The sequence below is a fragment of the Micromonospora antibiotica genome, assembly GCF_017599305.1.
Taxonomy (GTDB): domain Bacteria; phylum Actinomycetota; class Actinomycetes; order Mycobacteriales; family Micromonosporaceae; genus Micromonospora; species Micromonospora antibiotica.
The window spans coordinates 680,359-694,760 of sequence record NZ_JAGFWR010000002.1; the positions used below are offsets into that span (position 1 = coordinate 680,359).

The following is a 14,402-nucleotide window of genomic DNA, read 5'->3' on the forward strand; positions in this document are numbered from 1 at the left end:
GTACGCCCCACCGGGCGGACGGTGTGCCGGTTCACCGGTCGTCCCGGGCGGTGTCGTCGACCACGTGCAGGCGCAGTTCGCTGAGGTACCGGCGGCCGGCCGCGTCGGGCACCCAGGCGTCGTCCGGGCCGGGCAGCATCTCGCTGACCGTCAGGGAGACCCCGGGGCCGTCGCCCATCCGGGCGGCCCGCACCATGGCGCAGAACATGTTCGCGAAGGCCGGGCTGCTCAGGTCGGCGTAGCAGGGTTTGGTCTCGCTGCCGAGCTTGACGTAGACCTGCTCGGGCAGGTCGAGGCGGTGTCGCCAGGCCCGCACCGCGAGGAACCGGTCACGTTCCCCGGCGGCGTCGGCCAGACCGCTCTCCCCCACCGTGGTACGCCAGGTCCGCCGGGCCACCACCAGCCGGTCGATGGTGACCCGGGGGGTGTACGGGGCGGCGGCGACCAGCTTGAACCCGTCCACCGCGTGGGCGCTGAGCAGTTCACCGAAGACCTCGGTCAGCGGCCAGCTCTCGCCGTCGGCGGCGGTGGCGACCAGCCGGCCGTCCCGTTCGGACACGGTGAGCGCCACCGTGGGCAGCACCCGGGCCGGGTCGGCCCCGGGCGCCGCCGCGAAGGCCAACTGCCGGTCGCTGGGCCCGGCGAGGGCTTCGGCGGTCCGGCTGGTCCGCCGTGGCCAGTCGGTGGGGTACAGCAGCCGCAGCCGACGCCCGCCCAGGTCCGTGGTGAGGGCGTCCCGCAGCCGTTGTGGGTCGGGGTGGGCCGGGATGAACACCTCGCAGTCGAAGGACGCCCACGCGGCGTGTAGTTCGCCGAGCACGACGGTGTACTCCCCGCGCGCCAACGCCTCCGCGTCGGACGCGCAGAGTTGCAGGTCGGGGCTGTGTAGGACGGCCTTGGACCAGTGCGCCGGGGCGGCCGGGAAGACCTCGTCGACGCGGTCGGCGAGATCGGCGGCGGCGAGGCGCACCTCCCGGGTACCCGGTGGCAGCCCGGCGAAGCCGAACAGTCCCGCCCAGCGGGCGGCGAAGTCGGCGGCGACCGCGTCGACCGGGCGGTCGCCGGTGCCCCAGAACAGTCCCTGGGCGAGGTACCACAGGTCGGCCAGGGAGACGGTGGCGTCCCCGGTCTCGCCGCGCAGTTCGTCGTACAGCTCACGGAACACCCGGTCGTACGCCTGCGCCAGGGCGGCCACCATCCAGCGGGCGGCCCGCAGCAGCACGTCGAGCGGCGCGGCCAGGTCGGCCAGGAACGGGGCACCGAGGGTGACGTCGAGATCCCGGGCGGTGTCCTCGTGGCAGAGGGTGCGGCCGGCGTACATCCGGCCCTCCCGACGCCGGGGCGACCGCCCGGTCAGCTCGGTGAAGGTGGTGTCGAGGGCGTCGAGGGCGTCGCCCAGGCGGTGCGGGTCACCGGCGGCTGCGGCGACGGCGTCGCGGGCGGCGGTCAGCCGGTCCAGCCCTGACCGGGCGGCCAACCGGGCCGCCGGATCGCCGACGGCGTCGATCCGGGCGCGCAGCACCTCCTCCGCGGCCGGGCTGACCGGCAGGGCCGCGTCCCAGGTGAGCAGCTCCCGTTCGACGAGCCGGTCGAGCAGGGTGTAGCCGTCCTCGGGCCGGCGCAGCCCGATGGCCGGGTCGGCGACCAGCTCGTGGGCGGGGCGGCGGCCGTCAACGGCGGCCAGCAGCGCGGCCTCCACCGGGGACAGCGCCACCGGTGGTTGTCCGGGGCGCAGCACGGTGCGGTCGCGCACCGCGACCTGCGGGGCCAGCACCGGCGGCCACCAGCGCCGGACGGCGAGTTCGGTGCCGATGCACTCGGCGTACTCGTCGAGCGCCCACGACTCGAACCGGACCCACCGTCGCCGGGTCAGTTCCGGGCCGACCCGCAGCCGGGCGGTCTCCGGCTGCGCCGGGTCGACGGTCACCCAGCAGCTGGGGCCGAAGAAGCCGACCGTCTCGTTCTTGCCGCAGTACCGCTGCCAGTACTTGAGCAGGGCCCGTTCCCGGTCACGGCGGCGCACGTTGCGCGGCGCGTCGGGACCGCCCCGGACCAGACCGTCGAAGGCCACCAGCGCGCCCCGGTTCTGCCAGGTCACCGCCTCGCGCACCAGCGGGTCGGCGGCGAGTTCGGTGAACCGCTGCCCGGCGGCGCGGACGGCCTCGTCGAACTCCTTGTCGAAGCGTTCGACGCCGCCGCCGGTGGCCAGCAGCTCGTCGGCGAGCGCGGCGGCGGCCGGGGCGGCGAACAGGGCGAGGCCGTCGGCCGGGAAGCCGGTGCTGCGCAGGATCGCGTCGCGCCACACCGACCAGCCGGTGTCGCCCAGCGGCACCCGGTGGTCGACCGTCCCACCCGTACCGGGTGCCGGTACCGACGCGACGGGCCCCGGGGCGCGGCCGGCACCGACCGAGGCGGCCCGGTCGGTGCCGGTCTCGGTGCGCGGGGCACCGGGGGTGGTGGGCGGCGGGGAGCCGAGGGCGGCGGTTAGGTCGGCGCGGATCAGACCGAGCAGGTCGGGCAACCGGTCGTGCAGGAAGAAGTGCCCGCCGTCGAGTTCGTGCAGGGTGAAGCCGGCTGCGGTGTGCCCGGCCCAGCCGGCGCTGTGCTCCCGGCTGACCGCCCGGTCGGCCCGGCCGCCGAACGCCACCACCGGCACCGGCAGCGGCGCCTCGGGGACGTACCGGTAACTGTCGACCCGACCGAAGTCGGCGCGCAGCAACGGCAGCAGCAGCTCCACCAGTTCCGGGTGGTCGAGCAGGCCGGCGGGCAGGCCGCCGCCGTCGGCGAGCCGGCGCAGCAGTTCGTCGTCGGCCACCTGGGACAGCCCGTCGAAGAGACTCGCGGCGGTGACGTGCGGAGCGCGGGCACCACCGACGTAGAGGCGCAGCGGCAGCTCACGGCCGGTGCGGCGCAGTTCCCGGACCACCTCGAAGCCGAGCCGGCCGCCCATCGAGTGCCCGTAGATCGCGTACGGGCGGTCGGCCCGGTCGGCGACGGCGGTGGCCACCTCCGCGACGGTGAAGGCGGCGTCCTCGCTGATCCGGTTCTCCCGGCCGGGCAGCTGCACGGCCAGCACCTCGACGTCGGGGCCGATCTCCGCCGGCCAGCGGCGGAAGGCGCTGGCCCCGCCCCCGGCGTACGGCAGGCAGAACAACTGCACCGGTGCCAGGGGTCGGCTTCCGGGCGAGACGAACCAGTTCACCGTGCGCCTCTCTGCGGTGGATCGATCCAGTGCCGCCGGCGCTGGAAGGGGTAGCCGGGCAGCCCGGTGCGCCGCACGACGCCCTCCGGGTGCAGCGCGGCCCAGTCGACGTCCCGGCCGGCCACCCACCCGGCGGCCAGGTCCCGCAGTGCGCCGGGCGCACCGGCCACGGTGACGCCGGTGGTGAGCAGTTCGTCCAGCCCGGCGATCGCCTCGGTCAGGTCGGCGGCGACGACGGCGGCCCGCCGGCCGAAGGAACGCCGGCCCAGCGCCAGGGTGGCGGCCACCTCGGACAGTTCCGGCCCGGTGCCGGCCAGGTGGGTACGCAGCCGGGTCAACGCCGCGCGCAGCGCCTGCGGGGTACGCGCCGACACCGGCAGCAGCCAGGACCGGGGTGCCGCCGGCTCGGCCGGTACGACCGGGGGCGGCTGTTCCACCACCACGTGCGCGTTGGTGCCGCCGAGGCCGAACGAGCTGACCCCGGCCACCCGGCGCGGCGCATCCGGCCAGTCCCGGGCCTTGGTCGGTACGTAGAACGGGCCCCCGGCCAGGTCGATCTCCGGGTGGGGTCGGGTGAAGTGCAGGTTCGGCGGGATCACCGCGTGCTGGACGGCGAGCACCGTCTTGATCAGACCGGCGATGCCGGCCCCGGCGTCGAGGTGACCGATGTTGGTCTTCACCGAGCCGAGCGCGCAGGACTCGGCGGGGGCCGCCCCGCCGTACACCTCGTGCAGGGCGGCGACCTCGATGGCGTCGCCCAGCGGCGTACCGCTGCCGTGGGCTTCGATGAAGCGGACCTCGCCGGGGGCGACCTCGGCGGCGGCCAGGGCGTTGGCGACGGCGGCGGCCTGCCCGGCGGGGCCGGGCACCGCGAAGCCGGCCCGGTCGGGGCCGTCGTTGGTGACCGCCCAGCCGGGCAGGACGGCGTAGATGCGGTCCCCGTCGGCTTGGGCGTCGGCGAGCCGGCGCAGCGCGACCACCCCGACGCCGGAGCCGAAGCCGGACCCCTCGGCGGCCTCGTCGAAGGCGCGGCAGCGGCCGTCCGGGGAGGCCAGCCCGCCGGGGGTGGCCCGGTAGCGGGGCCAGGTGACGCTGACCCCACCGGCGAGGGCGATGTCGCACTGGTAGTCGGCGAGGCTCTGGGCGGCGAGGCAGACCGCGACCAGCGAACTGGAGCAGGCGCTCTGCACCGCCACCGCCGGCCCGGTCAGCCCCAGCCGGTACGCGACCTGGCCGGGCAGGTGGTCGGTGGCCTGCCGGCCGATCAGCCGGGCCTCCCAGTCGTCCGGGTCGACGTCGCCGACCACGGCCGGGTTGTCCATCAGGTGGAACAGGAAGTAGCGGTTGGCGGAGGTCGCCGCATAGACGCCCACCAGGCCGGGGAAGCGGGTCGGGTCGTGCCCGGCGTCCTCCAGCGCCTCCCACGCGGCCTCCAGGAAGAGCCGGTGCTGGGGGTCGGTGCGGGCGGCCTCCTCGTCGCCCATGGCGAAGAACTCGGCGTCGAAGTCGGTGACCCCGTCGAGCCGGCCGCCGGCCCGCACGTGCCGGGGGTCGGCGCGCAGTCTCGGCCCGATGCCGAGGGCGTCCAGTTCGGCGTCGGTGTGGTCGTGCATCGAGTCCACGCCGGCGCAGACGTTCCACCAGAAGGTCGCCGCGTCGGGTGCGCCGGGGAACCGGCCGGCGAGCCCCACCACCACGATCTCGTCGCCGGTGTACTCGCGGGCGGCGACCGGCGGGGTGGCCGGGGTGGGCAGGGTCGGCGCGGGGGCCGCCGCGGTGCGGACCGCCGCCTCGGGCGGGTGCGGACCGACGGCCGGGTGGTCCCCGTCGAGGAGGCGGGCCTGCGTGGCGATCGTCGGGTGGGCGAACAGCCGCACCATGGGCGGCGTCACCCCGAACCGCTCGGCGATGCGCTGCTGGACCTGGCCGAGCAGCAGCGACTGCCCGCCGGCGTCGAAGAAGTTCTCCTGCCGCCCGATGGCGCTGCGGCCCAGCACCGCGCACCAGATGTCGTGCACGGTGCGCTCGGTGGCGGTGGTGGGCTCCTGCCCGGCGGGGACCTCGGGGGTCGGGTCGGGCAACGCCCGCTCGTCGATCTTGCCGGTGACGGTGAGTGGGAACGCGTCGAGCACCAGCACGGCGCGGGGCAGCGCGTGTTCCGGCAGCCGCCGGGCGAGGGCGGCGCGCAGGGCCACCGGGTCGAGACCACCCTCGGCCGGCACGGCGTACGCGAGCAGTTCGCCGCCCCGGGCGATGGCGCGGACGGCGGCGACGCCGGGCTGGTCGGCGAGGACCGCCTCGACCTCGGTCAGCTCGACCCGGAACCCGCGTACCTTGACCTGGCGGTCGAGCCGGCCGAGGCAGACCAGCTCACCGTCGGGCAGCCGGGCCCCCAGGTCACCGGTGGCGTACGTGGGCATCCCGTCGGGGTCGACACCGAACCGGTCGCTCGACTGGCCCAGGTATCCGGGGGCGAGGTGCCGGCTGCGCACCACGATCTCGCCGGAGTCGGCCAGCCGCAGTGTGTAGCCGGGCAGCGCCGTGCCGATCGGCAGCGGGCCGGTGGCGGCGGGGGCGGCGGTGGCCAGCGGCAGTGCGTACCGGGCGGCGAAGGTCATCTCGGTGGCGCCGTACCCGTTGACCAGGACACAGTCCGGGGCGAACCGGTCGCGGCCCCGGGTGGCGTCGGCGTGGGTGGCCTGTTCACCGCCGAGCAGCACCACCCGCACGGTGTCCAGCCGCCGGTCGCCGAGGGTGTCGAGCAGGAACCGGTAGACGGTCGGGGTGGAGTGGTAGACGGTCACCCGGTGCCGGGCGAGCCGCTCGACGGCGTACGCCAGGCCGTGTCGGCGCAGGTCGACCGGGACGAGGGCGGCCCCGGTGAGCAACGCCGGGTAGAGGTCGGGGATGGCCGCGTCGACGCTGAACGAGGCGAGCAGGCTGAGCCGGTCGGTCGGGCCGATCGCCAGGGTGTCGATCTGGTTGTCGACGACGTGCCGCAGGTTGCGGTGGGTCTGGGCGACGGCCTTGGGCGTGCCGGTGGAGCCCGAGGTGAACAGCACGTACGCCGGGCTGTCGGGGTCGACGGGGGTGGGCCGCAGCGGCGCGGTCGCGCTGTCGTCGAGGACGAGCACGCCGGTGCCGGGGCGTGCGGCGCACAGCGTGTCGGCCAGCGCGCGGTGCTCGGCGGTGCAGGCGACGACCCGCACGTCGGCGGCGACGTCGAGCAGGCGTCGGAGGCGGTCGACCGGGAACCCGGGGTCCAACGGCACGTACGCCCCACCGGCGGCGAGGGTGCCGAGGGTCGCGGCGACGGCGGCCACGCCGTGCCCGGTGAGCAGGGCGACCAGGTCGCCGGGCCGGACACCGGCCGTGGTGAGCGCGGTGGCGTGCCCGCCGACGGTGGCGGCCAGGGCGGCGTAGCTGACCTCGTGGGTCTCGCCGAGGATCGCCGGCTGATCGGGACGGGTGGCCGCGACCTCGGCGAACTGTTGGATGATCGTCGGTTGCGGCATGTCAGCGGGCCAGCTCGGCTCCACTGTGGGCAGGCGCGCAGGAACAGTCGATTGTGATCATGATCCCCCCCAGGACTTCACAATGGAAGCAGAATAGGGCTCGATGCGGCCGAGAAAAGATCATCGATCGGAGTCGGACCGAAGGGCCCATCGGCACCTGAAGATCGGACGGCGAAATTCGGCCGATCATCCCCCTAGCGCGAAAAGGAGTTTCAGCCTAAGCGCCTACCGGCAAGTAAATTTGCGGCAAAAGCCCCTGCAAACCGGCGATTTTCCACCGTGGACGACACCTTAACGGCAGGTCAGGTGGGTTTCCACGACCGCCCGGCCCACGCCATCCTAGGGTCGAGGGGCCGGACGTCCCGCCCGACCGACGCCGTTCGCGCCGTCCGCCGCCCGACCCGCCGGCCGGAGCAGGGGCGGCGCACACCCAGGGTGAGGCCCCACGACACCGAGCGTCACCTGGTAAGACCCGGTGCCAAACCGCCGCTCACGGGGGCTGACGATGGCCGCCCAGGTCCGTAGCATCTGTCGGGGTGCCCGCGTCGGGGTGGGCATCCGACGGCCGGCCGGGTGCCTCCGCACGCGCGCCGGGTGGCGACGTTGCGCGACGGGCAGAGAGGCCGGCGATGAGTCGAGCAGAGCAGGACACCGCGGCGGGCACCGAGGGCGAGGACTACACCCAACGGCTGCAGCGTCTCGGTGGCGCGCGCTGGAAGCAGGTGCTCGACGTGCAGGCGCCCTACCGGTGGAACCTCCAGCGGCTCGAGCTGGGGCGCACCCTCGACGTCGGCTGCGGCCTCGGTCGCAACCTGGCCAACCTCGGTGAGGGCGCGGTCGGGGTGGACCACAACCCGACGTCGGTGGCGCACGCCCGGGCCGCCGGCCTGGAGGCGTACACGATCGAGGAGTTCCACCAGTCCCCGCACGCCCGGCCCGGCGCGTTCGACGCGCTGCTCGCCGCCCACCTGCTGGAGCACCTGCCCGCCGAGGCGGCCCTGGAGGTCATCTCCGGCTACCTGCCGTTCCTGCGGTCCGGCGGCACCGCCGTCTTCATCACCCCCCAGGAGCGGGGGTACGCCAGCGACGCGACCCATGTCCGGTTCGTCGGCTTCGACGAGGCGGCGCAGGCGGCCCGCGATCTCGGCATGACGGTGGTCAAGCAGTACTCCTTCCCGTTCCCCCGGTCGATGGGCAAGGTCTTCACCTACAACGAGTTCGTCACGGTGGCCCAGCTGCCCTGAGCCGCGTCACCCGCGGGTGACGGACCAGCGGCAGGCGGACGCCGCGCGGCTCCCGCGGGCCTCCGACCGGGGCCGCCGGTGTCGGGGGCCGGGACCCGAGCTGTCCGTGCCCGCCGCGCGGCACCCGGCCGGCCGGTTACCGTGGCGACATGACCAACCCGACCCGGTGGGCGACCGAGACCGGCCCCGAACACTCGCAGTGGTACATCGACCGGTTCCGGCGGCTCGCCGCCGAGGGTGCCGACCTGGCCGGTGAGGCCCGCCTGGTCGACGCGGTGGTGGCCCCCCGTTCGCGGATCCTCGACGCCGGCTGCGGCACCGGCCGGGTCGGTGCCGCCCTCGCCGCGCGGGGGCACCGGGTGGTCGGGGTCGACGCCGATCCTGCCCTGATCGAGGCGGCCCGCGCCGACCACCCCGGGCCCCGCTGGCTGGTCGCCGACCTCACCGAGTTGGATCTCGCCGGCTCCGGCGAGGGGGAACCCTTCGACGCCGCCGTGGTCGCCGGCAACGTGATGGCCTTCGTCGCCGCCGGCACCGAACCGACGGTGCTGACCCGGATCGCCGCCCACCTGCGCCCCGACGGGGTGGTGCTCGTCGGTTTCGGTCTCGACCGGGGTTACCGGCTCGACCACTTCGACGCCGACGTGGCCGCCGCCGGCCTCCGCCTCGACCAGCGCTTCGCCACCTGGGACCTGCGCCCCTGGCGGGACGACGCCGACTTCGCGGTCAGCCTGCTGCGCCGCCCGACCGACTGAATCGCCCGGGGTGGGCGGAATCGGTCAGGACGGGGCGGCGACCGCCCGGGCGGCGGCCGGGTCGAGGGGGCTGCCGGCGGGGACCAGGCTGACCAGGCCGGCGGGGAGCCGGACCGGGGTGACCCCCTGGTAGCCGAGCATCCCGAGCACCTCACCGTCGGCGAGCACGTAGCGGCGGCCCAGGTCGGTGACCACGGAGACCGCACCGCCGTCCGCACCCGGCGCGGCCACCGACTCGACCACCGCGCCCCGGCCCGGCTCGACCAGCACCTGGTCCACGCGCACCCCGCCCGAGCCGTCGGCGGTGCGGGGGGCGGCCGAGAGGTCCGGCACGGTCGCGCCGACCCTGATGTCGCGGACCACGCCGTCGACGCCGACCCGGACACAGAGCGCGCCGTCGTCCACGCCGGCCAGGCGCGGCGGGGCGGGAGGCGGCGCGGTCGGGCCGGCGGGCACCAGATCCGGCAGCTTGGGCAGCGCGGCGAACCGACCCAGGCTGACCGGGGCCGGTTCGTCCTGGCCGGTGCGGGCCATCAGCAGGGCGGCCTGGAGTTCGGTGATGCCGGCCAGGCCGGCCCGCTCGGCGACCGCGTACTGTCGGCCACCGCCGGAGTTGCGGACCAGGTAGACGTCCCCGATCGTCGCTCCGGCGACCTCGGCGGAGGGCTCGCCGAGACCGGCCACCGGGGGCGGGGCCAGGTCGACACCCGCCGGCAGGGCGTTGAGCAACGCCGGGGCGGCCGGAACCGCGCGCTCCCGGGTCGCGGCCAGCGCCGCGAGCACCCGGGCGGTGTCGCGCAGCAGGTACCGGCGGTGGTGCCAGATCAGGTGCAGGCCGCCGTCCGGGTGCCGGACCAGGACCGCCTCCTCGGTGAGCCGCCGCCCGCCGGTCGCCTCCCGGCCGATCAGCAGGGCCGACCGGGAGGTCGCCCGACCCGCCTCCGTCTGCGCCAGCGAACACACCGTCCACGGGGCGGTGGAGAGCCGACCGGGGGCGGGCAGTGAATCCGGCGCATCGGCGATGCCCAGTGGCAGGCCGCGCGGCACCCCCTCGATGGACCGACGTGACACCAGCACCGTGCGGGACCGGTCCGCCCCGACGATCAGCAACGCCGACGCGTAGTTGAGCACCGGGTGCAACCTGCCGTCGCGGTAGACGAACCGGGCCCCGGACTCCTTTTCCACGACCACCGCCCCGGTGTCGCGCCAGGCCGACCCGCCACCGGCGAACAGGCCGTAGAGGGCGAAGCCGCCCAGCCCGATCGCCGCGACCAGGACACTGGCCAACCCGGTGCCGGCCAACCGGCGAAACGGCGAACGCGCCGGGTCGGTCTCCCGCATGACCAGGGCGGCGACGGCCCGCTGCACGGTGAACTGGTAGGAGTGGAGCTGGTCCTGCCGCGACGGCATGGCGTCCCTTCCGCGAGTCCTCGGCGGACAGGATATGCGCTGTGTCGATGTCCCGTTGACCCTCCGTCGCCGACCGGCGGGGGCCGGGAGCCGGCCGGGGCGGACCCCGTCCGGCGGGCGTGCGCGAGCCGACACCGGTCCGAACCGGTCGCCCCGGTAGCATCCCGGCACGACGACGGTGGAAGGGTGGCCGGGTGGGCGTGCGATTCGAGGAACTGGCCTGGCGGGAGACCCCGATCGGCGCCATCAGCCTGCGCCGACGGCGCGACCCCGCACTCGACGTCGACGTGTACGAGGTCAAGCTCGACGACGAGTACCTGATGTCCAGCCTCTTTCCGGTCGCCGAGATCGAACTGGCCCGGCTGGGCCTGGCCCCGCTGGCCGACGAGCCGCTCGACGTGGTCGTCGGCGGCCTCGGCCTCGGCTACACCGCGCGTACCGCCCTGGAGGACGCCCGGGTGCGCTCGGTGCTGGTGGTGGAGACGGTCGAGGACGTCATCGACTGGCACCGCCGCCAACTGCTCCCCTTCGCCGCCGGCCTCGCCCCGGACCCGCGGACCCGGTTCGTGCGGGCCGACTTCTTCGCCACCGTCGCCGCCGGCGTCGGCTTCGACCCGGACCAGCCCGGCCGCCGCTTCCACGCGGTGCTGCTCGACGTCGACCACTCCCCCCGCAACGTGCTGCACCCCAGCCACGCCGCCTTCTACACCCCTGACGGCCTCCGCCGGCTGGCCGACCTGCTGCTGCCCGAGGGGGTGTTCGCGCTCTGGTCGGACGACCCGCCGGACGACGCGTTCGGCCGGGTCCTCGCCGAGGTGTTCCCCACCTGGCAGGCCCACGTCGTCCCGTTCGCCAACCCGCTGACCGGCGGGGAGTCCGCCAACACCGTCTACGTCGCCCGGCGCTGAGCCTGCGGCGACCCGCCCGACGCCCGTCCCACCGCTGCGGCCGGCCCAGGGGCACCGGTCGGCTCGGGCCCGGTCCGGCACCGGCCACGCCGGCCCACCGGGAGGTGGCGCACCGCCCACGGGGCACGCGACGCGACGCCGTCGAGGCGTACGGCGGCGGCAAACGGGAATGCCGCCCGGTCAGTGCTGTCAGAGGAGGTGGACATGCGGGCCATGCTCTTCGTCGTCGGTGTCGTCGGCGGCGCGCTCATCCTGCTCGGGCTGCTCCTGGAGGCGGTCCGCTGGCTGGCGATCATCGGTCTCGTCGCGCTGCTGGTGGTGATCGTGCTGGCGTTCCTGCGGGGACGGCAGGCGGTGCACCGGCATTCCGCAGGCCGCCGCTAGCCGACGCCGGTAACCACGCACGGACCCGGGCCCGCCGTGTGGGCCCGGGTCCCGCCGCCTCCCCGGTGGCGTCGCACCGGCCGCCGCTCCCACCGGGCGGCACCGGGAGGTGCCGACCCGGGCGATCCGGTGCCGACCCGCACGCACCCCGCCAGCGGCCCCCGGCTGCGGGCCGGAGGGCGAGGCGGCCGGCTCAGTGCGCCCCGCCGAGGTTGAGTACCACCACTCCCCCGATGATCAGGCCCACCCCGATCACCTTCGACGCGCTCAACGGCTCGCCGAGGAAGGCCGCGCCGATCGCGACGATCGCCGCGGTACCCAGCCCCGACCACATCGCGTACGCCACCCCGACCGGGATGTCCCGGACGGCCAGCGCGAGCATCCCGAAGGCCAGCAGGTAGGCGACGGCCAGCCCGACCGTGGGCCAGAGCCGGGTGAACCCCTGCGTCGCCTTGAGCAGGCTGGTGCCGCCCACCTCGGCGCTGATCGCGATCAGCAGGAACACGTAGGCCATCTCACTCCCTCCGCCGCGTACCCCCATGATCGCGCACCGCCCCGGACGGCCCGGCGGGGTCCGACGCGGGACGGCCCGGCGGGGCCGGTCGCGTATCGGACACCGCGTAACCCGGCCCCGACCCCGACCGTCATACAGGCAGCACCGTCGTCCGGTCCGCCCGGCCGACACACCGGGGCGGGCCGGTACGCCGGACCCACCCGCGCCGGTCGCGCCGGGTCCGGCCGACGTGGCGGGCCGGGCGGATGCCGGGACCACCACGTCCGAAGGAGCCACCATGATCGGTCAACGAGTATTCGCCGGGGCTGCGGTCGGCCTGCTCACCGCGGCACTGGGCCTGCCCGGGACGGCGGCGGCCGACCCACGCCGGGACAGCCTGCGGTACTGCGCGCTGCATCCGCTTCCGCTGCCGGCGGGGGTGACGCACGGCGAGGCCCAGGCGGTGGACCCGACGGGCCGGTTCGTCGCCGGCATCGGCACCCGGATCACCGACGGGGTGTGGGAGCAGGTCCTGCTGCTCTGGCAGGGCAACCGGGTCACCGCCGTGGACACCCCGCTGGCCGGAGAGGTCACCGGGATCAACCCGGCCGGCGTGGTGATCGGCAACGGGTCCATGTCCGCGACGTACCGCCCCTGGCGTTACCAGGACGGCCTGCTCACCGAACTACCCGTCCCGGGGACCGTCTCGAACGTCTGGGCCGAGGGGATCAACGCACGCGGCGACATCGTGGGACACGGCTCGGTGGAGGCCACCGAGACCCAGCTCCCGCTGCGGTGGCCGGCTGACCGGCCGGATGCGGTCGAGACGGTCGGGCCGCTGACCGACGGGATCGCCAACGCGGTCCTGGACGACGGCAGCGTCGTCGGCACCTCGGTCGGGCCGTCCGGACCGCCGAGCTACGCGGGCTGGGTACGTCGCCCCGACGGCGGCATCCGCTGGCTCAGCGTGCCCGGCAAACCCCGCGCCTGGGCGAGCGCGGGCCGGGGTGACTGGGCCGCCGGTGGGGTGGACGACACCCCGGAGGAGGGCGACGGGACCCCTCAGCGCTGGAACCTGCGCACCGGGGCGGCGACGCCGGTCCATCCGGCGGTGGGGTGGCGGATCTACGGCGTGACGGCCAGCGGTGTGGTGCTCGGCGAGTCGGCGGTGGGGCACGGTGACCGGGTGACGCCGCTGCCCGGGGTGACCAACAAGATCCGCTTCGTCCGGGCGGGCGCGATCGCGGACAACGGCATGGTGGTCGGCTGGACCGTGGGTGACCGGCTCACCCCGGTGCGCTGGACCGGCTGCTGACGGGCCACGCGGCGGGCCCGGCCGCGGGGTCAGACGCCGGAGGTGGCGAGGGCGCGGGCCGGGCGCTCGTCGGTGGTCGGCCGGGCCGCCCCACGGTTGGGCAGGGACAGCCGGATGACCTTCCACCAGGCGGAGGCGACCTGCTTGGGCAGCGGGCCGGTGGTGTAGGACAGCCCGTACCTGTCGAACAGTGCCCGCACCTGCGGGGCGATCTCCTGGTAGCGCTTGCTGGGCAGGTCGGGGAAGAGGTGGTGCTCGATCTGGAAGGACAGGTTGCCGGTCATGACGTGCATCAGCCGGCTGCCGCTGATGTTGGCCGAGCCGAGCATCTGCCGCAGGTACCACTCACCCCGGGTCTCCCCCTCGATCGAGGTCTTGGAGAACGTCTCCACCCCGTTGGGGAAGTGCCCGCACATGATCACGGAGTGGCTCCACAGGTTGCGGATCAGGTTCGCGGTGAAGGTGGCGGCCAGGGTGCTGAGGAAGGACGGGCCGGACAGCAGCGGGTGGATGACGTAGTCCTTGAGCACCTGGCGGCGGATCTTGCGGCCGACCCCGCGCAGCCGGGCCCGGAACTCGGGGGTCTTGTGCCGGCCCTTGCGCAGGTTGCGGCCCAGCTCCAGGTCGTACGCGGCGATGCCGTACTCGAAGAAGCAGGCGTTGAGGAAGTTCCACAGCGGCTGGCCGAGGTGCATCGGGTACCACTTCTGGTCCTCGTCGACCCGCATGATGCCGTACCCGAGGTCGTTGTCCTTGCCCAGCACGTTGGTGTACGTGTGGTGCAGCTGGTTGTGCGAGTGCTTCCACTGCTCGGCCGGGGAGACGTGGTCCCACTCCCAGGTGGTGGAGTGGATCTTCGGGTCGCGCATGAAGTCGTACTGGCCGTGCAGGATGTTGTGGCCGATCTCCATGTTCTCCAGGATCTTGGCCACCGCCAGGCCGGCGGTGCCGACCACCCAGGCCGGCGGGAAGAGCGAGAAGAGCAGCACCGCGCGGCTGCTCATCTCCAGCGTCCGCTGCGTCTTGATCACCTTGCGGATGTAAGCGGCGTCGCTCTCGCCGCGCTCGGCGAGCACCCGGTCCCGGATGGCGTCGAGCTCCTTGCCGAGGATCTCGATGTCCTCGGCACTCAGGTGGGCGATCGGGTTGACGGGCTTGTGCTGGATGACGGTCACG

At 74.9% G+C, this 14,402-nt stretch carries 10 protein-coding genes; 5 read left to right on the top strand and 5 right to left on the bottom strand.

Annotation, left to right across the window (positions count from 1 at the left end; all coding sequences use genetic code 11):
* Positions 1-31 precede the first annotated feature (31 nt).
* Together JQN83_RS07960 and JQN83_RS07965 are read right to left on the bottom strand one after the other, a co-directional pair.
* On the bottom strand, positions 32-3,202 hold the full coding sequence (locus tag JQN83_RS07960; protein ID WP_208566383.1) for a thioesterase domain-containing protein: 3,171 nt from the start codon (positions 3,200-3,202) through the stop codon (positions 32-34).
* Complete coding sequence (locus JQN83_RS07965; protein ID WP_208566384.1) at positions 3,199-6,717, bottom strand: AMP-binding protein; 3,519 nt, start codon at positions 6,715-6,717, stop codon at positions 3,199-3,201. Before JQN83_RS07965 ends, JQN83_RS07960 begins: the two co-directional genes overlap by 4 nt.
* A 629-nt stretch (positions 6,718-7,346) precedes the next feature.
* On the opposite strand from JQN83_RS07965, the gene JQN83_RS07970 reads away from it, so the two are divergent.
* Positions 7,347-7,961 (top strand): methyltransferase domain-containing protein, encoded by a 615-nt coding sequence (locus JQN83_RS07970; protein ID WP_091239114.1) that lies wholly within the window; start codon positions 7,347-7,349, stop codon positions 7,959-7,961.
* Positions 7,962-8,110: 149 nt separating this feature from the next.
* On the top strand, positions 8,111-8,716 hold the full coding sequence (locus JQN83_RS07975; protein ID WP_208566385.1) for a class I SAM-dependent methyltransferase: 606 nt from the start codon (positions 8,111-8,113) through the stop codon (positions 8,714-8,716).
* A gap of 24 nt (positions 8,717-8,740) precedes the next feature.
* Here the strand turns inward: JQN83_RS07975 and eccB are convergent, their stop codons facing one another.
* Positions 8,741-10,126 (bottom strand): type VII secretion protein EccB, encoded by a 1,386-nt coding sequence (gene eccB, locus JQN83_RS07980; RefSeq protein ID WP_208566386.1) that lies wholly within the window; start codon positions 10,124-10,126, stop codon positions 8,741-8,743.
* A 194-nt stretch (positions 10,127-10,320) separates the two neighbouring features.
* Here eccB and JQN83_RS07985 point away from each other — a divergent pair, with 194 nt between their 5' ends.
* Both JQN83_RS07985 and JQN83_RS07990 read left to right on the top strand, forming a co-directional pair.
* The gene (locus JQN83_RS07985) at positions 10,321-11,034 is read left to right on the top strand and encodes a polyamine aminopropyltransferase (RefSeq protein WP_208566387.1); all 714 of its coding nucleotides are present in this window, start codon (positions 10,321-10,323) and stop codon (positions 11,032-11,034) included.
* 204 nt (positions 11,035-11,238) lie between these two features.
* Positions 11,239-11,418, top strand: a complete 180-nt coding sequence (locus tag JQN83_RS07990; RefSeq protein WP_208566388.1) for a hypothetical protein — start codon at positions 11,239-11,241, stop codon at positions 11,416-11,418.
* Positions 11,419-11,611: 193 nt separating this feature from the next.
* Here the strand turns inward: JQN83_RS07990 and JQN83_RS07995 are convergent, their stop codons facing one another.
* Positions 11,612-11,932, bottom strand: coding sequence for a DMT family transporter (locus JQN83_RS07995; protein ID WP_208566389.1), 321 nt, complete (start codon positions 11,930-11,932; stop codon positions 11,612-11,614).
* Positions 11,933-12,209: 277 nt separating this feature from the next.
* On the opposite strand from JQN83_RS07995, the gene JQN83_RS08000 reads away from it, so the two are divergent.
* Positions 12,210-13,226, top strand: coding sequence for a hypothetical protein (locus JQN83_RS08000; RefSeq protein WP_208566390.1), 1,017 nt, complete (start codon positions 12,210-12,212; stop codon positions 13,224-13,226).
* Between the two features lie 29 nt (positions 13,227-13,255).
* On the opposite strand, the gene JQN83_RS08005 is transcribed toward JQN83_RS08000, so the two are convergent.
* Positions 13,256-14,401, bottom strand: a complete 1,146-nt coding sequence (locus JQN83_RS08005) for a fatty acid desaturase family protein (protein WP_208566391.1) — start codon at positions 14,399-14,401, stop codon at positions 13,256-13,258.
* Position 14,402 lies beyond the last annotated feature (1 nt).

Excerpts from the sequence above, each read along its gene's own strand:
- JQN83_RS07965 (WP_208566384.1), bottom strand. The coding sequence starts at position 6,717 with ATGCCGCAACCGACGATCATCCAACAGTTCGCCGAGGTCGCGGCCACC.
- JQN83_RS07970 (WP_091239114.1), top strand. The coding sequence starts at position 7,347 with ATGAGTCGAGCAGAGCAGGACACCGCGGCGGGCACCGAGGGCGAGGAC.
- JQN83_RS07975 (WP_208566385.1), top strand. The coding sequence starts at position 8,111 with ATGACCAACCCGACCCGGTGGGCGACCGAGACCGGCCCCGAACACTCG.
- eccB (WP_208566386.1), bottom strand. The coding sequence starts at position 10,126 with ATGCCGTCGCGGCAGGACCAGCTCCACTCCTACCAGTTCACCGTGCAG.
- JQN83_RS07990 (WP_208566388.1), top strand. The coding sequence starts at position 11,239 with ATGCGGGCCATGCTCTTCGTCGTCGGTGTCGTCGGCGGCGCGCTCATC.
- JQN83_RS07995 (WP_208566389.1), bottom strand. The coding sequence starts at position 11,932 with ATGGCCTACGTGTTCCTGCTGATCGCGATCAGCGCCGAGGTGGGCGGC.
- JQN83_RS08000 (WP_208566390.1), top strand. The coding sequence starts at position 12,210 with ATGATCGGTCAACGAGTATTCGCCGGGGCTGCGGTCGGCCTGCTCACC.